The following is a 22,518-nucleotide window of genomic DNA, read 5'->3' as shown; positions in this document are numbered from 1 at the left end:
AAACACCCCTTAAAGGGTGTTTTTAAGCAGTCTCGCTACCTATTTTCTTTCTTTTACGCTTTTGTCCACTTATTGCCGGTCTTTCTTCTCCGTCAGTCAAAAGAAGTTGTGGCTCTTTTGTTTTAATTGTTTTTTCATTTATTGTAACTTTTACAATATCCTTTTTTGAAGGTACATCAAACATAATATCTCTCATAATATCTTCAATTATGGCTCTAAGACCTCTAGCACCTGTTTTTCTTTCTATAGCCTCATCAGCTATAGCTTTTAATGCTTCTTCATTGAATTCTAATTCAACATTATCCATTAATAATAATTTTTGATATTGCTTTACAAGTGCATTTTTAGGTTCTTGTAAGATTTTTACAAGTGCCTCATTATCTAAAGATTCTAGTGTTACTACTATAGGTAATCTACCTACAAATTCAGGTATAAGCCCAAATTTCAATAGATCCTCTGGTACTATGTCTTTTAAAAGCGTGCCAATATCTTTTTCTTTCTTTGATTGAATTTCAGAGCCAAATCCTAATGTACTTTTTCTAGTTCTCTTTTCTATAATCTTATCTACACCATCAAAAGCACCACCACAAATAAATAATATGTTTGAAGTATTTATTTGTATAAATTCCTGATGAGGATGTTTTCTTCCTCCTTGTGGTGGAACAGAAGATACAGTACCTTCTAATATCTTTAATAATGCCTGCTGAACTCCTTCACCTGAAACATCTCTTGTTATTGATGGATTTTCAGATTTTCTAGCAATTTTATCTATTTCATCAATATAAATTATTCCTCTTTCAGCTTTTTCAATGTCATAATCTGCATTTTGTATTAATTTCAAAAGTATGTTTTCTACGTCCTCACCAACATATCCTGCTTCTGTCAATGTAGTAGCATCAGCAATAGCAAAAGGTACATTAAGAAGTCTAGCTAAAGTTTGTGCAAGCAAAGTTTTTCCTGAACCTGTTGGTCCCAAAAGAAGAATATTGCTTTTCTGAAGTTCAACATCATCTACATCTATTGGAGAATTTATTCTTTTATAATGATTATAAACTGCAACAGCTAAAGCTTTTTTTGCCCCCTCTTGACCTATAACATATTCATCTAAATAATTTTTTATCTCATATGGTTTAGGAAGAGAACTTATATCTACTTGAGTATTTTCTTCAAATTCATCAGCTATTATTTCTGAACACAAATCAATACATTCATCACATATATATACTCCTGGTCCAGCTATTAATCTTCTGACTTGTTCTTGGTTCTTTCCACAAAAAGAACACTTCAATTGTTTCTTTTCATCATATTTTGACATTCTCACACCTCACTAAGGTTTATTTCTTTCTAGTTACAACGTCATCAATTAATCCATACTCTTTAGCTTCGTAAGCCTCCATAAAGTTATCTCTTTCAACATCCTTCTGTATTTGTTCTAAAGATTTTCCTGTTCTTTCACTTAATATTGTATTTAATTTCTCTTTAATTCTCAATATTCTTTTAGCATGGATATCAATATCTGTAGCTTGACCTTGGAAGCCCCCAAGAGGTTGATGTATCATTATTTCACTATTTGGAAGAGCAAATCTTTTTCCCTCTGCACCTGCTGTTAAAAGGAAAGCGCCCATAGAAGCAGCCATACCTACACATATTGTAGATACATCTGGCTTTATATACTGCATTGTATCATATATAGCCATTCCAGCTGTAATTGAACCACCTGGACTATTTATATAAAGATATATATCCTTATCAGGGTCTTCTCCTTCTAAAAATAATAATTGTGCAACTACCAAGCTTGCTGTAACATCGTTAACTTCTTCTCCTAAAAATATTATTCTATCTTTTAAAAGTCTTGAATAAATATCATAAGATCTCTCTCCTCTATTAGTTTGCTCAACTACCACTGGTACTAAACTCATTTTCTCTCCTCCTTAATAACTATTATTTTATAGTCTCTTTATGATTATCACCTATATTTAATATGATATTCATAATTTTATATATTTTGTTGTAAAATTAATTGCCAGAAATATTTCTGGCAATTATTATGTCTATACTATGCTATTTCCTTACTGTTGCTAACTAAAAGTTCTACTGCTTTTTCATTTGCTATTTGAGTTTTTATATATTGTCCTTGAGCCCCAATAATAGCCTCAATTATTTTTTCTACCTTTTCTGGCTCATTGTTTCCATATTGTTTTGCCATTTCACTTGCCTTTTCTTTTACTTCTTCCTCAGTAGCTTCGATATTTTCTTCATTTATTACTTTTTCAAGAACTAATTCAGTCTTAACTCTCTTTTCAGCAGTTTCTTTCATATACTCTCTAACTTTATCTTCCGTATTATTTGTATATTGATAATATGTATCAAGATCTAGTCCTTGATATTGTAGTCTCATTTCTAAATCTTTAACCATAACATCTATTTCTTTGTCTATCATAACTTGTGGAATTTCAACTTCTGCTTTTTCACAAACTGCTTCTATAACAGCTTCCTCATATTCAACCTTTTCTCTTGTAACATTTGCTTCTTCTGCTTTCTTTCTAATATCAGCTTTTAATTCGTCTAAAGAATCAAATTCTGAAACTTCTTTTGCAAATTCATCATCTAATTCTGGTAATTCTTTTGCTTTTATTTCTTTTACTTTAACTTTAAAAGTTGCAGGTTTTCCATTTAACTCTTCTCTACCATACTTTTCTGGGAAAGCTACATTAACCTCTTTTTCTTCTCCTACTTTTAAGCCTACTAATTGATCTTCAAAAGTATCTATAAATGTACCTGTTCCAATTTCTAATGAGTAATCTTCTGCTTTTCCACCTTCAAATACAGCTCCATCTACGAATCCTTCAAAATCTATTACAGCTATATTTCCTTTTTCTATTGCTGCATCTTCTTTGCTCATTATTCTTGCATTTTTTTCTTGCATAACTTTTAATTGTTTTTCAATATCTTCATCACTTACAGAATATGAAGGTTTCTTAACTTCTACACCTTTATATTCATTAAGAGTTACTTCTGGTCTAACTATTACTTCTGCTGTATATATGAATTCTTTTCCTGATTCGATTTGTACTATATCTATTTTTGGATAGTCAACAGGTACTATATTATGTTCTTCAATAGCTATTGGATATGTATCTTCACAGCAGTAATTTATAGCGTCTTCAAGAAATACACCTTCACCGTAATATCTATTAATTACATTCATAGGTGCTTTTCCTTTTCTAAATCCAGGAATATTAAATCTTTTTACATTCTTCTTATATGATTTTTGTAACGCTTCCTTAAATTTTTCTTTTTCTACAGTTATTTCTAATTTAACAACATTAGTTTCTATTTTTTCAATTTTAGTGTTCATTAACTTTTCCTCCCACTCACTGTAAATACTTATTTTGACTTCATATATTATAACATACATTAATAAAAATTTACAAATATATATGAGTATTTTTTCATAATTATAATTATATACTAAAAAATTTATATTACAACATTATTTTATATAAAAGTGAATTTATAGTATTTCTTTCAAATACTCTCTGCTTGCAACAAGCTCCTTATAATCAGAATAATTATCACTATATACTTCTATTATTGCTGTTCCCCGGTAATCCACTTCTTTTAAAATCGAATTCAAACTCATATAATCCACTTCACCTTTTCCAGGTAATAAACATGGATTAATAGAATCCTTATCATTTATATGTAGATTTACTATATCCTTATTCATTAATTTTATATATTCCTCAATAGGCACTCCTGCTTTATATGCCTGTTTTATATCTAATGTAAAACTTATAGGATACCTGCATTTTTCTTTAAGCATATTTAAAAAATTAATATCTGATGACATACACCATGAGACATTTTCTTGTGCAAGCTTAATGCCTATTTCCGAAGATATATATATAAGTTCATTATATATGTCTCCTACAAGCTTCAAATCCAAAAACCTGTTATCAACTCTTCTCATGCCATGAAACGTATATGAATTAGCCCCTATTTTTTTCCCTGCTAAACAAACTTGTTTAAAATATTTTAACATATCGTCTCTTCTTCTTTTATAGCTGTCAAATAAATAAGGTTCAAAAAAAGAAGAAAATGCATGAATGGAATTTACAGTAAAATTATATTTTTCTTTTTCGTATACAAGTTTATTAACAAATTCCTCTTCAAACTCACTAGGACAATTAAAAAAGAGCTCTCCTCTATCAAATCCTAACTTCTTCATTAATTTTATTGAATCTTCTAAGCACACCTGTGGATAAAAACACGCTGAAGAAATACCAATTTCCACTCTATTATACACATCCTTACATTAATATATTACTTAATTATATTTACATTACCATCTATTATTACTTCTAATCCGTCTTTTAAAAGTTTTCCATAACTAATTTCTTTTCCACTAACTTCTCCACCTTCTGTTATTATCTGATTATGTACGTTAGTGCTTATTGTATATCTCCATATAAATTTATCTTCACCTCTATTAAACCATGGAAGTTGAGATACATATATTACGTTATTGTCATCTATAAACTTCGGTAAGCAGCTCCATATATATCCTGGATTATCTTTTAAAATACTGTCTTTATTAAACACCGTCCCCTTAGTTGACACATACTCTTTCTTAGTAATATCTTTTACATTTCCCATTTCATCTATAAAAATAATATTTTGAGTATTTTTTTCAAGCAAAACCACCCTTTTCTTTGTAGGGCTTACACTATACTGTATAGTTTTAGATAAAATTTCTATGTATTGTCTCTGATTATTAATCATACTGTATATGAGCTTTATTTCTTCTCCATTGGAAAGTTTTATTACCTGTGTTTTTTTATTTGTATCGACTTCATTTTTGTTCTCATTTTTCTTTTGAGTTTTTGTTGATTGCTGTTGTTTCACTTCATCTTTCACTGCATTTTTGCTTTTATCATTTATCTTATTATTTGCTTTATCAATTCCTATATTTATACTATTTCCTATATTACTACTGAACAAAACCATCCCAATAACAACAACCAGTACTGCAATCACAGTAAATATCCCTTTTATCTTTTTTCTTCTTCTCATTTTTTCATCATAATCTTTACTGAACATACTTGGTTTTGCCACTTTACCTCCTCCTCTCTACTATATAAATTTTAATATATATTCTCACTTAATAATATAATAATATCTTCTACTTTTCTATAAATATTATTATACAAAAAAAGACTTGATAATTCAAAATTCTCAAGTCTTTTTTATTAATTTATTTAGTCGAAAAATATTGGTTCAAATCTCTATATTCTACGATTTCGCCTTTCTTTACAACATTTATTGCTTTTAAGAAAATCCTAGCTGTATCTACACATGTGAATACAGGTATTTTATATTCAGCTGCCCTTCTTCTTAATTTGAATCCTTCCGTATTTATATTGTTCCCTTTTGTAGGCGTATTTATTAATAAATTTATTTCTCCATTTGATATAAATTTATTAATATCATTATTTTTTATAATTTCACATTTAATATTATTTTTGTTTAAAATATCCCCAGTTCCCTCTGAACTATATATTTTAAATCCTAAATCATTATAAGCTTTAATTATATTTATGCCTTCTTCTTTATCTACATCTTTTAGCGAAACATATAACGCACCGCTTGTTTGAATATCCATTCCTGAAGCAACAAATCCTTTGTATATGGCTTTATCCAAGTCATAATCCACTCCCAAAACTTCTCCAGTTGATTTCATTTCAGGTCCTAAATATGTGTCTACATCTACAAGCTTTTCGTTTGAGAATACTGGTACTTTAACAGCCTTCATTCCACTCTCTTTTAAAAGACCTGTTCCATATTCCATATCCTTTAATTTCATACCTAACATAGTTTGTACTGCAATATTAACCATAGGTATTCCTGTAACTTTGCTTAGTATAGGTACAGTTCTTGATGCTCTTGGATTTACCTCTATTACATAAATATCTTTCCCATCAAATACATATTGAATATTTACAAGTCCTATAGTGTTCAATGCTTTAGCTATTTTTTTAGTATTTTCCACTAACGTTTCTATTGTTTCATCAGAAAGAGTCATCGGTGGATAAACAGTTATACTGTCCCCTGAATGTACTCCAGTTCTCTCAACATGTTCCATTATTCCTGGTATTAGTATATCTTCTCCATCAGATATTGCATCTACTTCTATTTCTATTCCTCTTACATACTTATCTATTAGTATAGTATGTTCATTAGCTAAACTTACAGCTTCGTTCATATATTTTTCTAAAGCTTCTTTATCATACACAACCTGCATAGCTCTTCCACCTATTACATAGGAAGGTCTTACTATAACAGGATATCCTAACTTTTCAACAACTGTATAAGCTTCATCCATATTTGTAACAGCATAACCAGTTGGAGTTTTTATATTGATCTCTCCTAGGAGATTTCTAAACTTATCTCTATCTTCTGCCAAATCTATAGACTCAAAGCTTGTTCCAAGTATGTTAACACCTCTTTTACAAAGCTTTTCTGCAAGATTTATAGAAGTTTGACCTCCAAATTGAAGTATAACTCCTTTTGGATTTTCTTTTCTGATTACATTCATTACATCATCAATATACAATGATTCAAAGTACAATTTATCTGAAGTGTCAAAATCTGTACTTACTGTTTCTGGATTATTGTTTATCATGATCGATTCATAACCTGCATTTTTAATAGCCCAAGCTCCATGTACACAGCAGTAATCAAACTCAATTCCTTGGCCTATTCTAATTGGTCCTGAACCTATAACCATGATTTTTTCTTTTGGAGATACTACATTCTCTTCTTCTTTTTCATAGCATGAATAATAATAAGGAGTTTCTGCTTCAAATTCGCCACTGCAGGTATCAACCATTTTATAAACAGGATAAATATCCTTTATTTGCTTAACTCTCTCTATTCTTTCTACATCAATATTTGAAAGCTTACTTATTTGCTGATCTGTAAATCCCATTGTACTTGCTTCACAGATTAATTCATCATCTACTACCTTGCTTTCTAATCTTTTTTCTACATTAACTATATTATTTATTCCATTTAAAAACCACATATCAATTTTAGTCATATTATGAATAAATTCCATTGAGTATCCACGTCTTAAAGCTTCTGCTATAGCAAAAATTCTCTCATCGTCTTGCTTTTTAATCTTAGCCTCTAACTGTTCATTTGTTAACTTATAACCATTTTCCAGTTTGATACCCACAAGCTTACTTTCAAGACAAGTTACAGCCTTTATAAATGCACTTTCAAAATTTCTATCTATTGCCATAACTTCTCCAGTAGCCTTCATTTGAGTTCCTAAATTTCTTTCTGCTGTATTAAACTTATCAAAAGGCCATTTAGGCATTTTTACAACCACATAGTCTAAGGCTGGTTCAAAACAAGCACTTGAATTTTTAGTTACATAGTTTTTAAGTTCATCCAAACTATATCCAATGGCTATTTTTGATGCAATTTTTGCTATTGGATATCCTGCTGCTTTTGAAGCTAAAGCACTTGATCTGCTAACTCTTGGATTCACTTCTATAACTATATACTTACTACTCTTTGGATCTAAGGCAAATTGTATATTACATCCACCTTCTATTTTTAAGTTTCTAATTATTTTAAGTGCAGAACGTCTTAACATATGGTATTCACTATCTCTTAATGTTTGAGAGGGCGCTACTACAACACTGTCTCCTGTATGAACTCCTACTGGGTCAATATTTTCCATATTACATACTATAATGCAGTTATCCTTTTTATCTCTAACTACTTCGTATTCAAGTTCTTTCCATCCCGCTACACTTTGCTCTAGTAATATTTGGGTTATAGGACTCATTTTTAGTCCTCTTTCACATATTTCTAAGTATTGCTCCATGTTTTCAGCTATTCCGCCGCCAGTTCCTCCTAAAGTATATGCAGGTCTTATTATAATAGGAAGCCCATTTTTCTCTGCAAATTCTTTACACTGTTCTATATTAACCGCAATTATACTTTCTGGAATAGGCTCATCTATTTCAAGCATTAATTTTTTAAATTCTTCTCTATCCTCAGCCTTTTTTATAGCTTCACTATTTATGCCTAAAAGCTTCACATTATATTTATCTAATATACCTTTTTCTTGAAGCTCCATAGCTATATTCAAGGCAGTTTGTCCGCCAAATCCTGCCAATATTCCATCCGGTCTTTCTTTTTCAATTATCTTTTCTATAGGCTCTACTTTCAAAGGCTCTATATAAACTTTATCCGCCATATTTAAATCAGTCATTATTGTAGCTGGATTACTATTTACTAATATTGTCTTTATTCCTTCTTCTTTTATAGCTTTACACGCTTGTGTTCCTGAGTAATCAAATTCCGCTGCCTGTCCAATTATTATAGGACCTGAACCTAAAATTATAACCTTTTTTAAATTTTTATCTAAAGCCATGTTTTTTTCCTCCTTAGTTGTGTTATATTTCTCTTTTTTCAACATTATTATTCATACTGTCAATGAAATTATCAAATAAATAGGCTGAATCTATAGGTCCTGGTGATCCTTCCGGGTGGAACTGTACTGAAAATACCGGTAAAAACTTATGTCTGATTCCTTCTACTGTATTATCATTTAAATTTATATGAGTAACTATTAAATCCTTATCCTCAATGCTTTCTTTTTTCACGGCATATCCATGATTTTGTGATGTAATATACGCTCTATCTCTTTCTATATCATATACTCCGTGATTGCCTCCTCTGTGACCAAACTTCATCTTATACGTATCTGCTTCAAAAGTAAGAGCAAGTATTTGATGTCCTAAGCAAATTCCAAAGGTAGGTTTACACCTTACAATTTTCTTAACAACTTCTACTGTCTGTGGAATATCCTTTGGATCTCCTGGCCCATTGCTCAGCATTACTCCATCAGGATTAAGCTCCATTATCTTCTCAAAACTTGTATTGTATGGTACTACTGTTATGTCACAATTTCTTTCTTTTAAGTTTTCTATGATATTCGCCTTTGCTCCAAAGTCCATTAATACTACTTTATGTCCTTTACCTTCTATTCTGTATATTTCCTTTGTACTTACTTCTTCAACAAAATTTGTTTTGTTACATTTATCTATATATTGTTGCAGCTCTTCTATTGTTAGATCTTCGTTGCTTATTACACATTTCATAGTCCCAGAGTTTCTTATAAGTTTAGTTATACTTCTTGTATCTACCCCTGCTACTCCAACTATATTCATTCTCTCCATCATAGAACTTAAAGCTTCCTCACTCATATAATTTGATGGATTGACACATATTGATTTAACTATAAGTCCTCTTGCATATATCTTTTTTGATTCATTTTCATTTTCATTTACTCCATAATTACCTATAAGTGGATAAGTCATATTTATAACTTGTCCTGCGTAAGAAGGGTCAGTAACTATTTCTTGGTACCCTGTCATAGATGTATTAAAAACAAGCTCACCTACAGCCGTTCCTTTTTTTCCAAAGCCTCTTCCTTTTAAAACCGTTCCATCCTCTAAATATAATATTCCCTTCATTTTAAATTACCTCCTCGTAATTTCAAATACGTTTCTTCACTTTTGTAATTTTATGCAGTATTGTATATAGATATTAAATTCATTTTATATTTCCAAAACTTTTAAAACCCTTATCTTCTCTTATTTATCAACTTTATTTGCGTTTTTATGTTTATACATTTTATTTTATAATTATACATAGATTATCATTTTAAATTTTTAATGTCAATAGCTTATATATACAAAAAACCTTCTGCCAGAGAACAGAAGGTTTCACTTATCTTAAGTACTTTCCACCACCTTTTCAATCTCACTGGACTAAATTAAAGGTATAAACATATTTAATTTTGCATAAAAAAAGCTTCTGCTGAAAGACAGAAGGATACTGTAAACTAACACTACATCAGTACCTTTTTAACCTCTCGGGCTATTTTAAAGGTTTTATGTATTTTTTTATTGCTAAAATCATAACATAAATAAATAACTATGTCAAATTAATATATATAAACTCATTGTTATTTTTTTAACTATTGTTAATTTTAAACATTTTATCTATTTTTTTATTATACGAACTTTCCATTATTTTATTCTTTTATTATTCGTATGTATTCGTTAATTAAATGTTTTTTTAAAAAAAATATTAACTTTTTTCGTTTTTTGTCGTATAATCTATATAACAACATATTCGAAAATAATTATAAGATAATATAAGATTATATCATTGATATTTTTTTAACAAACTTTATATTAATTATAGTGATTATAGTGATTATAATAAGGAGGTTTTATAATGTTTAAACAATGGGAAGATTTCAACGCAGGACACTGGACAGAAACTATCGATGTAAGAAATTTCATTGAAAAAAACTACACTTTATATGAAGGTGACAGTAACTTTTTAAAAACACCAACAGAAAAAACAAAAAAGATTTGGAACAAAACTTACTCACTCTTTGTTGAAGAACTAAAAAAAGGAGTTCTTGATATTGACACAGAAAAATTTTCAGGAATAGATACCTTTGAACCTGGATATTTGGATAAAGAAAATGAATTAATTTTAGGTTTTCAGACTGATACACCATTTAAAAGAATGGTTAATCCTTACGGTGGAATGAGAATGGTTGATCAGTCTCTTAAAGAATACGGATATGAACTTAAGGAAGGTTTAGAAGATTTATTTGTAGAGTTTAGGAAAACTCATAATCAAGGTGTTTTTGATGCTTATACAGAAGAAACTAAAGTAGCTAGACACGTAGGGTTATTAAGCGGACTTCCTGATGCATATGGTAGAGGAAGAATTATTGGAGACTATAGAAGAATCTCTTTATACGGAATGGATTATTTGATAAAACAAAAGCAAGAAGATTTTAAAAATTCAAAAGGGCATGCTGATGAAAAAATTATAAGACTCCGTGAAGAAGTCTCTGAACAGATAAGAGCTATGAAGAAAATTAAAAATATGGCTGCCAGCTATGGAATAGATATTTCAGAACCTGCAAGAGATGCAAAAGAAGCAGTTCAATTCCTTTATTTAGGATATTTAGCAGGTGCTAAAGAAAATAATGGTGCTGCAATGTCTCTTGGTAGAACTTCTACATTTATAGATATATATATACAAAAAGATTTAGAAAAAGGATTAATAAGCGAAGAAGAAGCTCAAGAAATAATTGATCAATTTGTTATCAAATTAAGGTCTATAAGACACCTTAGAACACCTGAGTACAATGATTTATTTGCAGGCGATCCTAACTGGATAACAGAAGCAATTGCTGGTGTAGGAATCAATGGTAAGCCTTTAGTTACAAAAACTTCTTTTAGAATTTTACACACTCTAACTAATTTAGGTCCAGCTCCAGAACCTAATATGACAGTATTATGGTCTGAAAAACTTCCTGAAAACTTTAAAAAATATTGTGCAGAAATGTCAATAAAGACTGACTCAATCCAATATGAAAATGATGATCTTATGAGACCTGTATATGGAGACGACTACGGTATTGCTTGCTGTGTGTCAGCAATGCAAATGGGTAAACAAATGCAATTTTTCGGTGCTCGTACAAATCTTTCAAAATCTTTACTATACGCTATAAACGGCGGTATTGATGAAATGAAAAAAGAAAATGATGGAAGTCTTATTAAAGTTGTACCTGGAATTCCTTCAATGGAAGATGAAATTTTAAATTATGATAAGGTTAAAGAAAATTACTGGAAGGTTCTAGAGTATGTTGCTGAGCTTTATGTCAATACAATGAACACAATCCATTATATGCATGATAAATATGCTTACGAAGCAACTCAAATGTGTCTTCACGATACTGAAGTAGGAAGAATTATGGCTTTTGGTATAGCTGGACTTTCATGCACCGTTGATTCACTTAGTGCAATCAAGTACGCCAAAGTTAAACCTATTAGAGATGAAAATGGAATAACTATAGATTTTAAAATCCAAGGTGATTTTCCTAAATTCGGAAATGATGATGATAGAGTTGATGACTTAGCAGTAGAGTTAGTTAAAAAATTCTCATCAGAATTAAAAAAACATTCTACTTATAGAAATGCTATGCACACTCTTTCAGCTTTAACAATAACTTCTAATGTAGTATATGGTAAAAAGACAGGAGCTACTCCAGATGGTAGAACAAAAGGAGAACCTCTAGCACCAGGGGCTAATCCTATGCACGGAAGAGATGTTAATGGTGCATTAGCTTCACTTAATTCAGTAGCTAAAATTCCTTATAGAGAATGGTGTGAAGATGGTGTTTCAAATACTTTCTCTATTGTGCCTGATGCTTTAGGAAAAGATGAGTCTGCAAGAATAGAAAATCTTAAGAATATTTTAGATGGATATTTTGCACAAAACGCTTTCCATTTAAATGTAAATGTATTAAGTCCTGAAACTTTAATGGATGCTATGGAAAATCCTGATAAATATCCAACTCTAACTATAAGAATTTCAGGTTACGCTGTTCACTTCAACAGATTAACTAAAGAGCAGCAACTTGAAGTAATAAAGAGAACTTTCCATAAAACAATGTAATTTTAAAAGAAAGGAGATACTAATGCTAAAGGGTAGAATTCATTCTTTTGAAAGTATGGGACTTGTAGATGGACCTGGAATTAGAAATGTAGTTTTTTTTCAAGGTTGTCCTCTTAGATGCCTTTTCTGCCATAATCCAGATACTTGGGATTTTGATGAAGGTACTGAGATATCCAGTGAAGAGCTAATAAACAAAATATTAAGATTTAAACCATACTTTAAGAATAATGGTGGAGTAACCTTCTCAGGTGGAGAACCTTTAATGCAACCTGACTTTCTTTTGGAGATGCTAAAACTTTGTAAAGAGCATAATATTCATACAGCTGTAGATACTTCTGGATGTGGTAATGGAAACTATGAAGAAATCTTAAAATATACTGATTTAGTGCTATTAGATATAAAACATGTGACCGTTGAAGGATTTAAATCCTTAACCGGTATTTCCATAAAAAAACTCATGGAATTTATAGCAGCTGTCAATTCTTCTAATGCTAAATTGTGGATAAGACATGTTATCGTTCCAGGAATTACTGATTCTCATGAGCATATGGAAAAATTAAAAGAAATTATTGAAAAAATTAAAAATGTAGAAAAAATCGAGTTTTTACCTTATCACACCATTGGAGTTAATAAATATGAAGTGTTAAATTACGAATACAAGTTAAAAAATGTAGAGCCCATGGATAAAGATAAGTGTAAAATGCTAGAAAAAAAATTTATTGCAGAACTGAATAAAAGTGCAAAGCACTTTTCAGTAGCCAGTGACCAGTAACCAGTATCCAGAAAAAAGATTAAAGAATTTTAAGTTAGTAAAAATAATCATAAATAAAGAGTAAGAATATAGAAAATCTCTATGTTCTTGCTCTTTATTTTATTTAAGTTTAGGTTTTGCTTTAGCAAACCTTCCTCTACTGGATACTGGTTACTGGGTACTGGCTACTATAAGAATGTTGCGTTGCAACATTCTTATAAGACGGTATCAACACTTTTCGGGTTTACCCAAACCGTAACATTTCGCGATTTAAGTGCAATAACTTCTTTAAAGTTAAGTATTACTTCTCCTGAAATATTATCCCCGTTACTTAAAACCATATTAACAACAGTTCCTTTTAACTTTAATTGAATTATATCATTTAATGTAGCATACTGTATTGTTTCTATAGTAGACGGCATTGAATCATTAACTAAACTATCTGTTAAAACTACCTTTTCTCCCCCAATGCTATCTTCCTTTTCATCACTCTGATTGTTACTTGTATCCTTCTCAATAACTTCTCTGTTATCTGTAAGCAAAATAACTTCAGTTTTATTATTATCAGAAATTACCCTTTGATTCAATTTTGTAGATGGATTATCTTTACTATCTAAAAGTTTATTTCTTAATAATTGAAGAATAATAGCATTGAACATCTTGTTTTTTAAAAGTAGATAATTTCTTTCTTCTATTATTAGTTTATATATAACAGAAAAAACTAAAATTAAATATAACATGTTAAATATTCCTTTCTATTATAAGAATAAGTTTGATATGAACATATTACATATCAAACTTAAAGCTATACTTTAGAAGAAGAAATCTATTACTTCACCATCAATATAGAAAATTCTTCCTCTTGATGTCCTAAGACTTATTACATTATCAAAACCATCTACTACCTCGCCAGCAACAAATATACCACTCCTTAGTCTAATAACTATTCTTGCTCCTTTATAATTTTTTCTTATAAACTCTACTAAAGTCATGTTGTCCCCATTATTTTCATTTGGTATACAATCGAATCCAACTTCATTACATCCTATATTTTTCTCTTCTAAATCATGTATATTATTTGATTTCTTATTATTTATATTATAAATTTTATCCATAAACTTACCTCCAATTCCATATCTTTATTACTATCTTGGTAAGTGGCTTGATATTAATCATTAAAAGAATTCATCATATCTCTTGCTTCTAAATTATCTTCTGACAATATTATATCTCTTAATTCTGGATCATTTTCTGATAATAACATATCATTTAATTGTTGATCATTTTCTGACAACAAAAAATCATTTAGCTGTGGGTCATCTTCTGGTAATTCAATGCCTTCTAATTGCAAGTCATTAGCATCAGCAAACTCATCATTAAATCCAGTCATTAAATCTTTTTCAAATAATTCTTCAGAATCATCAGTATTAACATTAGTTGGTTCATTCATCATTCTCATAAAGTCAATTCCTCCCATCCATTTACTTGACTTAACTTTTTTGTGTTTTTCTTTATCTATTTTAAAGGTTTGATATAAAACAATATCATATCAAACCTAAGCTTCTATTTTATTAGAAGAAGAAATCTATTGCTTCAGCGTTAACATAAAGAGTTCTTCCTCCACGTGTTCTTAATCCTATTACGTTACCAAAACCATCTACTACTTCACCACAGATAAATATTCTGCTTCTAAGTCTAATAACTATTCTAGCACCCATATAATTTGTTCTTATAAATTGAGCTAATGGCATACATTTTCCTCCCTTCATTTATTATTTTTAAGCTTTAGTTTTTCAAGTTATAAATAATAGTTTGGAAAATATAGAGATTTGTCCACTTACTGACACATAATTATAAAAGGTTGTCCACCCTTTCTATATAATATTAACTTTATGTTAAAAATGTTACCTTTACATTCCATAAATAATAAAATTGTGAATTAATTTTATTCTAGTAANAATGCAAAACTAAAATTAAAATAAAGCAAAATAGACTTAAAGTAGATATAATCTATCTTTAAGTCTATTTTAATTTATTTTTATCTAATTGTTCTTAATTGTTTTTATCTTTTTTCTTTACTCTGGGGATTGGTGATTGGCTACTGGGAAGTATAAGAATGTTGCCTGGCAACATTCTTATACTATCTTTCTGCTTCCTGGTTTTACATATTCTATTCCTTGTTTGCAAAGAGGACATTCATCTGGTGAAAAACTTTCAATTTCTAATTCTATGGCACTATATATAGGATATTCTATATTACTGCTTTTTCTATCAACTATACTTGCAATTCCTATTACTTCTCCACCAAGAGACTTTATAACTTCAGCAGTTTCTAATGAAGATTTTCCTGTAGTCACAACATCTTCTGTTATTAACACCTTTTGACCTGGTTTTATTTCAAACCCTCTTCTTAAAGTCATACTTCCGTCTACTCTTTCAGTAAATATTGCAGGTTTTCCAAGTTGACGTCCAAGTTCATAAGCTACAACTATCCCTCCCATAGCAGGTCCTAAAACTATATCAACTTCTAAATCCTTTACCTTGTCATAAACAACACTTAAAACTTTCTCAGCTTTATCTGGATATTGTAAAAGCTTTGCACATTGAACATATCTATTACTGTGTCTTCCTGATGATAATAAAAAGTGTCCCTCAAGTAATGCTTCAACCTCTTTTAATATTTCAGTTACATTTATATTATTTGCCATTATAATTCCTCCCTTTCTATTTTTCCATGAATATTATTATATAATTCCTCTTATTTCACTTATATCTTTAATTCCTTCATCAACCATAAATTTTTCAATTCCATTTATTATATCCAAACAAATATCTGGCTTTATAAAATTTGCACTTCCTACCTGGACTGCATGAGCTCCTGCCATTATGAACTCTATTGCATCTTCTGCACTGCCTATTCCACCAATTCCTACTACAGGCACATCTATATTTTTACATACTTCATATACCATCCTTAGTGCGATAGGCTTAATAGCTGGACCTGAAAGACCTGCACTTATGTTGTTAAACACTGGTTTTCTATTTTTTATATCTATTGCCATAGCTTTAAAAGTATTAACCATAGATATTGAATCAGCTCCAGCCTCACAGCACTTATACGCCATATCTACTATATCCTCAGCATTAGGAGACAATTTTACCATTAATGGTTTATTGCATATACTCTTTACTTCTGAAACCACTTTATAAGCTACATCTGATTTTATTCCAAAAGCCATACCTCCGTGCTTTACATTGGGACAAGAAATATTCAGCTCTATAATATCAACATCTGTATTATTTAACTTTTCTATTCCCATTAAATAATCTTCTATGGAACCTCCCCCTAGATTAGCAAGTATTACTGTATCTAACTCCTTCATTTTAGGTAGTTCATTTTTTATAAAATTATCAACTCCAGGATTTTGAAGTCCAACACTATTCATTATTCCACTGCTGGTTTCATATATTCTTATTCCATCATTTCCTTCTTTTTTATTTATGGTAAGTCCTTTTGTTGATATTGCACCAAGCTTAGATACATCATATATTTGTGAATATTCTTCTCCAAAACCGAAAGTACCTGATGCAGCAATTACTGGATTTTTAAAATTAACTCCATTTATATCTACACTAATCATTAAAAATCAAATCCCTTCCGTTAAAAACTGGACCATCTTTACAAGTTCTCTTATTTCCATCCGTTGTTTTACAAGTACATACTAAGCACGCTCCAATACCACATGCCATTCTATTTTCCATTGATGCATAAACTTCTACATCTTTCTCTACACACATATCTATAACCTTTTGCATCATAACTTCCGGTCCACAGCATACTACCATATCATATTCTTCTGGATTCAATAAGTCCGTTACATACCCTTTGTGTCCAATATTTCCACTCTCTGTTGCTATCTTAATATTATTAATGTATTTCTCAATAATTTCCACACCATAAACTTCATCTCTGAAGCCGCAATATAAATCAACATCACATTCTTCAAGTTCTTTTATTAAATAATTAAGAGGAGCAATACCTATTCCACCAGCTACTACAGCAACCTTACCTTTTATCTTATCTTTTTCAAACCCATTACCTAAAGGCCCCATTATTTGGATTTTATCATTAACCTTCAGTTTGCTGATAAGTTTTGTTCCTTTTCCTACCGCGGCATAAAGAAAGGTTATTCCTCCATCATCCAAATCATGCACACTGATAGGCCTTGGTAAAAACGGACTATCTTCCCAACACTTCAACATATAAAATTGTCCTGGTTTCGCTTCAAATTTTCCCTTAACTTTCAGTTTAAATATTCCAGCAGAAACCTCTATATTTTCAATTGCAACTTCCTGTGAACATATCATCCGCTATTCTCCCCTTTCTTTTTATAATCTTATTTTCCTAACGCTTGTTTCATCTTTATAACTTCTTTACGTGCACATTCTTCAAAATATCTTTCTCCATCCTCATATTTTTTATATGCTAAAAGAATTCCTCTTGAAGAATTAACAACTCCTCCATTGCCTTCTTTTAAATAAACACCAGCTTCTTCTGCTCCACCACCCTGTGCTCCAAATCCCGGTATTAAGAAAAAGGTATTATTATATTTTTCTCTTATTTTCTTTCCATCTTCAGCAGTTGTACATCCTACTACTGAACCTATTGAACTGTATCCACAGCTTCCTAGAGTTTCCTGTTCCAATTTCTGCAGTTTTTCCCCTACAACATCATAAACTCTCTTACCTTCTTTGTTTTCTACGTATTCAAAATCCTTTGAACCCTTATTTGAAGTTCTAAGCAGTACAAATAATCCTTTTTCTTTATTTTTTACATACTCTAAATATGGTTCTATGCTATCCATTCCCATATATGGATTAAGTGTTATAAAATCACTTTCAAAATCCCCTTCAAAATGAGCTTTTGCATACATTTTTGCTGTATCAGCTATATCTCCCCTTTTGATATCTGATATAGCTATGCAATCTAATCCTCTTACATATTCTAACGTTCTTTTATATGCATTAAGTCCCTTCATTCCTAAAGCTTCGTAATAAGCTATTTGAACTTTATAACAAGCTGTATGTTCTAATGTTGCATCAACTATTTTCTTATTGAATTCAAATACAGCGTCTTCTACATTTATAAATTTTTCTAAAAACTCTTTCGGAATATAATCCACAGAAGTATCTAATCCTACACATACATTACCCTTTTTATTAACAACTTCATATAGCTTATCTATTATCACTATTATCTACACTCCTCTTCATTTTTATATACTATTCTTCCACCTTTTATTGTCATTAGAATTTCTCCATAAACTTTCTTTCCATTTAAAGGAGTATTTTTCCCTTTTGATTGAAATTCATTGGAATTTATAGTATATTCTCTATCTAAATTTACAAGCACAAAATCTGCGTCATATCCTATTGTTATTTGACCTTTATTAAGCCCCATAATTTCAGCAGGCCTTTTAGACATTATTTCCGATAACTTATTTAATGTTATTTCTTCTTCTTTAACAAGCTTTGTATAACACACTGGAAAAGATGTTTCTATTCCTGAAATCCCTGGAGCTCCTTTTTTCTTATCTTCTTCAGTATGCGGTGCATGATCAGTTGCAATTGCATCCACAAACCCATCTTTAATTGCCTTAATTAAGAAGTTCACATCTTCTTCATTTCTTAATGGCGGATTAACTCTATATTCTGTTTCATCTGTTAAAGCTAGATGATGTGGTGTTACTTCACAAGTAACATTAACTCCTTCTTTTTTAGCTTCTATTACATCTCTCATTGCTTCCTTAGTACTTACATGAGCCATATGCAAGTGGCATCCAGTAAACTTGGAAAGAGCTATATCTCTCCATGTCATCATATTCTCTGCCATTCTCATATCAATTTGACTCATTTCTGGAGTTTCAGCATGAGATATAATCCTTATCCCCTTATCTCTAGCCTTTACCATAGCTTCCATCATAACCTTATTATCAGCTACACCTTTTCCATCATCAGAAATGAGCTTGACAATGGCTGGGCTTATTTTATCTAAATGACTTATATCTGTTCCGTCCAAATTTTTCGTTATAGAAACAACCTGATGCGCATCTACCAATCCTGCTTGCTTGACTTTTTCTATTACATAATTTACTGTATCCATATCAGAACAAACTGGATTTGTATTTGCCATAAGATTTACCGCTGTATATCCCCCTCTGACTGCTGCCTTACTTCCACTTACAATATCTTCTTTATCAGTAAATCCTGGTTCTCTAAAATGAGCATGCAAATCTACAAAGGAAGGTAGAAGCATTTTTCCTTTTCCATCTATTACTTCACAATCTTTAGATAAATCTTCCCCTATCTCAAAAATCTTTCCTGCATAAATATATACATCTCCATAAAAATTCTGAGCGAAATCTACAATGTTAACATTCTTAATTAAAACTTCCATATAGCACCCTTCTCCCCTGTTTATTTAACCTTTTTACCTTATCTTAAACTTCTTTAACATACGCTTCATCGCAGTATTTACATCTATATTCTCTAGTTTCTTCATCTACTAAGTAAAACTGTTGAGGAATATCTTTTTCTATAGAAGTGATGCATCTTGGATTTTTGCATTTAATAACATTTTCAACCTCTTTCGGAAGCCTTAACTTTATTTTTTCTTTTGTCACTTCATTTTCTATGACAGTAATTGTTATATTAGGATCTATTAACCCTAAAACAGTAAAATCTATATCCATTTTATTTTCAATTTTTATTATGTCTTTTTTACCAAGCTTTGGGCTACTAGCATTCATTATAAGTGCTACTGAAAACTCAGCTTTCTCCAACCCCAAATGGTTAAAAATTTCTATTCCCGTTCCTGCCTTAATATGATCTATTACAATTCCATTCTTTATACTATCTATATTTAACATTATTCACACACCCCCAAAAGTTTTGCTATTAAAGCCATTCTCGCAAACATTCCATACTTTGCCTGTCTAAAATAACACGCTCTAGGGTCATTATCTATCGATAAAGAAATTTCATTAACCCTTGGTAGTGGGTGTAAAATAATCATATCCTTCTTTGCCATTTTCATTTTTTCTTCATTTAATATATAACTGTCTTTAAGTCTTAAATAATCCTCTTCATTAAAGAATCGTTCTTTTTGAACTCTAGTCATATAAAGTATATCTAAGCTATCAATTACTTCTTCTAATCGTTCTACTTCTACAAATTCAATATTGTTTTTTATGAGTACTTCTTTTTTTATATAATCTGGAATTTTTAATTCTTCAGGTGAGATTAATACAAACTTATTATTCTTATATCTTGATAAAGCTTTAACTAAGGAATGAACCGTTCTTCCGAATTTCAAATCTCCACAAATACCAATTGTGTGATTTGAAAAATCTCCTTTTATACTTTTTATAGTAAGTAAATCTGTTAATGTTTGAGTAGGATGTTGATGTCCTCCATCTCCAGCGTTTATTACAGGAATATCAGAATACATTGCTGCAACTCTAGCCGCACCTTCCTTAGGATGTCTCATTGCTATAATATCTGCATAGCATCCAACTGTTCTTATAGTATCAGCTGTACATTCTCCTTTTGAAACAGAGCTAGAATTTGCATCTGAAAAGCCTAATACCTGTCCCCCTAACCTTAACATTGCAGCCTCAAAGCTAAGTCTTGTTCTAGTACTAGGTTCAAAGAAAAGAGTGGCAAGAAGTTTACCTTCACAAACCTTCGAAAATTTTTGGGGATTTTCTATAATTTCCTCTGCAAGATTAAAAATCTCATCTATTTCTTCTGTTGAAAAATCCATTGGATCTATTAAACTTCTTCCTTTTAACATACTTTCTCCTCCTTGTCAGTCTCTCTGGACTAAATTTAAAGGTTATAAAAAATGCCTTCTCACAACAGAGAAGGCATGGTTATGCTATAGTATCACATTGAAATTAATTTTATATATAAACCTAAAACTAATTTCATACTTATATCCTTCTCTGTATCTCGTACAGATTTAAAGGCGTCCTTATTAACTTTTAAGTTATTGTATCATAAATAGATTTAAAAAGCAATGGATTTTAATATTTAAAAAACATATATTTGCTATGTATGATATTGTTCAAAAGTCTTTCCTTTATATCTAAATGCATTTACTGGACATTTATGAAGACATCGCTGGCAAGATATACACTGTGAATAAAATACTATTTTTCCATCAATCAAATTGATATTATTTGTTGGACATTCTCTCTCACATTTTCCACATTTTATACATATCTCCTCATCTACAGTTAATTTTTTTGCAGCCCATCTTAAAGAATATCTATAAAATAATTTATATGATACTTTACCTAAAAATAATCTTCCTTTAGAAATTTTCTTTATATGTCTTTTTCCAGTTATTAGACTCTGAACTAACTGCTCTACTTTAATTTCTGCTGCTTTTTTTAATACTTGCACTTCATCCATTGAATTTTTCTTAAACATTACTACATAATAATTATTAGGCATTTCTATGCAGTCCTTAACAACTATTTTCATACCTTTTTCTTCAAGCATATTAGCAAGTTCTTCTATGCCTGCCCCCTTATCTGCTGCTTGAGTAGAAAATATGGCACATATTTTATTAATATCTTTACTAACATTTTTTCTTACCCACTCAATATAATAGCTTGGAAACATCTCTGCATGAATAGGAGCTCCAAACACATAAAAATCATATTCATTCTTCAATTCATCTTTAACCGTTGTATCTATTAATTCACTTTCTATTCCTTTATCCTCTAATTTTTTTTGGAATTGCTTCATTACATATTCTGTATTTCCTGTACCTGAAAAATATATCAATGCACCCTTCAAATGTATATTCCTCCATATCTTATATTTGTTTCTTATTATATTTTAACTTAATCAAGAGAACTTTTAAACTCCCCAACGCACTAGAATAAAATTGTGAAGCAATTTTATTCTAGTAACCAGTGCCCAGATACCAGTAACCAGTGAAGGAAGTTTTGCTAAGGCAAAACCTAAATTTGTAGAGTAGGTTGAAGGAAATTTCATTTCCTTCTTCCCCTCATCAAACCGTGCATGCGGTTTTCCCGCACACGGCTTTCCGATATTCTTCTTTCTAAGGCATTATAACCTTTAAAGAGAAAGTTTCTTTAATCCCATTTCATTAAGAATAT

General features: G+C 30.4%; 22 protein-coding genes. 2 read left to right on the top strand and 20 right to left on the bottom strand.

All coding sequences use genetic code 11. The annotated features are described in order from the left end of the window. Positions 1 to 22: 22 nt before the first annotated feature. From clpX to carA, 7 genes are all read right to left on the bottom strand, one after another. Positions 23 to 1,315, bottom strand: coding sequence for an ATP-dependent Clp protease ATP-binding subunit ClpX (clpX, locus tag OIO11_RS09345; RefSeq protein ID WP_268071186.1), 1,293 nt, complete (start codon positions 1,313 to 1,315; stop codon positions 23 to 25). Positions 1,316 to 1,334: 19 nt separating this feature from the next. Beyond that, complete coding sequence (gene clpP / locus OIO11_RS09340; RefSeq protein WP_268071185.1) at positions 1,335 to 1,919, bottom strand: ATP-dependent Clp endopeptidase proteolytic subunit ClpP; 585 nt, start codon at positions 1,917 to 1,919, stop codon at positions 1,335 to 1,337. Positions 1,920 to 2,056: 137 nt separating this feature from the next. Then, positions 2,057 to 3,358, bottom strand: a complete 1,302-nt coding sequence (gene tig / locus OIO11_RS09335; RefSeq protein WP_268071184.1) for a trigger factor — start codon at positions 3,356 to 3,358, stop codon at positions 2,057 to 2,059. 156 nt (positions 3,359 to 3,514) lie between these two features. Next, positions 3,515 to 4,297, bottom strand: a complete 783-nt coding sequence (locus OIO11_RS09330) for a sugar phosphate isomerase/epimerase family protein (RefSeq protein ID WP_268071183.1) — start codon at positions 4,295 to 4,297, stop codon at positions 3,515 to 3,517. Between the two features lie 29 nt (positions 4,298 to 4,326). Next, the gene (locus OIO11_RS09325; RefSeq protein WP_268071182.1) at positions 4,327 to 5,118 is read right to left on the bottom strand and encodes a hypothetical protein; all 792 of its coding nucleotides are present in this window, start codon (positions 5,116 to 5,118) and stop codon (positions 4,327 to 4,329) included. 139 nt (positions 5,119 to 5,257) lie between these two features. Continuing rightward, positions 5,258 to 8,452, bottom strand: a complete 3,195-nt coding sequence (carB, locus tag OIO11_RS09320; protein WP_268071181.1) for a carbamoyl-phosphate synthase (glutamine-hydrolyzing) large subunit — start codon at positions 8,450 to 8,452, stop codon at positions 5,258 to 5,260. A 22-nt stretch (positions 8,453 to 8,474) separates the two neighbouring features. Beyond that, positions 8,475 to 9,557, bottom strand: coding sequence for a glutamine-hydrolyzing carbamoyl-phosphate synthase small subunit (gene carA / locus OIO11_RS09315; RefSeq protein ID WP_268071180.1), 1,083 nt, complete (start codon positions 9,555 to 9,557; stop codon positions 8,475 to 8,477). 769 nt (positions 9,558 to 10,326) lie between these two features. Between carA and pflB the strand changes: the two genes are divergently transcribed. Beyond that, positions 10,327 to 12,573 carry a formate C-acetyltransferase gene (pflB, locus tag OIO11_RS09310; protein ID WP_268071179.1) on the top strand — a complete coding sequence of 749 codons (2,247 nt, stop codon included), beginning with the start codon at positions 10,327 to 10,329 and terminating at the stop codon, positions 12,571 to 12,573. Positions 12,574 to 12,595: 22 nt separating this feature from the next. Continuing rightward, positions 12,596 to 13,345, top strand: coding sequence for a pyruvate formate-lyase-activating protein (gene pflA / locus OIO11_RS09305; protein WP_268071178.1), 750 nt, complete (start codon positions 12,596 to 12,598; stop codon positions 13,343 to 13,345). 194 nt (positions 13,346 to 13,539) lie between these two features. Here pflA and OIO11_RS09300 read toward each other — a convergent pair whose 3' ends face one another. The 13 genes from OIO11_RS09300 to OIO11_RS09240 all read right to left on the bottom strand — a co-directional run bounded on the left by OIO11_RS09300 (position 13,540) and on the right by OIO11_RS09240 (position 22,393). Then, a complete protein-coding gene (locus OIO11_RS09300; protein WP_268071177.1) occupies positions 13,540 to 14,064 on the bottom strand; it encodes a hypothetical protein in 525 nt (174 codons plus the stop codon). A gap of 72 nt (positions 14,065 to 14,136) precedes the next feature. Next, entirely contained in the window at positions 14,137 to 14,439 is a 303-nt protein-coding gene (locus OIO11_RS09295; RefSeq protein ID WP_268071176.1) for a hypothetical protein, read from the bottom strand. Between the two features lie 53 nt (positions 14,440 to 14,492). Continuing rightward, positions 14,493 to 14,783, bottom strand: coding sequence for a hypothetical protein (locus OIO11_RS09290; RefSeq protein WP_268071175.1), 291 nt, complete (start codon positions 14,781 to 14,783; stop codon positions 14,493 to 14,495). 112 nt (positions 14,784 to 14,895) lie between these two features. Continuing rightward, on the bottom strand, positions 14,896 to 15,075 hold the full coding sequence (locus OIO11_RS09285) for a hypothetical protein (RefSeq protein ID WP_268071174.1): 180 nt from the start codon (positions 15,073 to 15,075) through the stop codon (positions 14,896 to 14,898). A gap of 384 nt (positions 15,076 to 15,459) precedes the next feature. Further along, the gene (gene pyrE, locus OIO11_RS09280; RefSeq protein ID WP_268071173.1) at positions 15,460 to 16,032 is read right to left on the bottom strand and encodes an orotate phosphoribosyltransferase; all 573 of its coding nucleotides are present in this window, start codon (positions 16,030 to 16,032) and stop codon (positions 15,460 to 15,462) included. Between the two features lie 36 nt (positions 16,033 to 16,068). Next, a complete protein-coding gene (locus OIO11_RS09275) occupies positions 16,069 to 16,965 on the bottom strand; it encodes a dihydroorotate dehydrogenase (protein ID WP_268071172.1) in 897 nt (298 codons plus the stop codon). After that, positions 16,958 to 17,692 carry a dihydroorotate dehydrogenase electron transfer subunit gene (locus OIO11_RS09270; protein ID WP_268071171.1) on the bottom strand — a complete coding sequence of 245 codons (735 nt, stop codon included), beginning with the start codon at positions 17,690 to 17,692 and terminating at the stop codon, positions 16,958 to 16,960. The genes OIO11_RS09275 and OIO11_RS09270 overlap by 8 nt, the downstream gene beginning before the upstream one ends. A 29-nt stretch (positions 17,693 to 17,721) precedes the next feature. Next, complete coding sequence (gene pyrF, locus OIO11_RS09265) at positions 17,722 to 18,576, bottom strand: orotidine-5'-phosphate decarboxylase (protein WP_268071170.1); 855 nt, start codon at positions 18,574 to 18,576, stop codon at positions 17,722 to 17,724. A gap of 2 nt (positions 18,577 to 18,578) precedes the next feature. After that, positions 18,579 to 19,781, bottom strand: coding sequence for a dihydroorotase (locus OIO11_RS09260; protein WP_268071169.1), 1,203 nt, complete (start codon positions 19,779 to 19,781; stop codon positions 18,579 to 18,581). Between the two features lie 43 nt (positions 19,782 to 19,824). Continuing rightward, positions 19,825 to 20,253, bottom strand: a complete 429-nt coding sequence (locus tag OIO11_RS09255; RefSeq protein WP_268071168.1) for an aspartate carbamoyltransferase regulatory subunit — start codon at positions 20,251 to 20,253, stop codon at positions 19,825 to 19,827. Continuing rightward, complete coding sequence (gene pyrB, locus OIO11_RS09250; RefSeq protein WP_268071167.1) at positions 20,253 to 21,179, bottom strand: aspartate carbamoyltransferase; 927 nt, start codon at positions 21,177 to 21,179, stop codon at positions 20,253 to 20,255. The genes OIO11_RS09255 and pyrB overlap by 1 nt, the downstream gene beginning before the upstream one ends. A gap of 257 nt (positions 21,180 to 21,436) precedes the next feature. Then, entirely contained in the window at positions 21,437 to 22,192 is a 756-nt protein-coding gene (locus OIO11_RS09245; protein ID WP_268071166.1) for an EFR1 family ferrodoxin, read from the bottom strand. Between the two features lie 63 nt (positions 22,193 to 22,255). Further along, positions 22,256 to 22,393: a hypothetical protein gene (locus tag OIO11_RS09240; protein WP_268071165.1), complete on the bottom strand. Its 138-nt coding sequence runs from the start codon at positions 22,391 to 22,393 to the stop codon at positions 22,256 to 22,258. Positions 22,394 to 22,518 lie beyond the last annotated feature (125 nt).

The organism is Clostridium sp. ZS2-4, assembly GCF_026719745.1.
Lineage (GTDB): Bacteria > Bacillota > Clostridia > Clostridiales > Clostridiaceae > Clostridium_H.
This window is presented reverse-complemented; position numbering and strand designations above follow the sequence as displayed.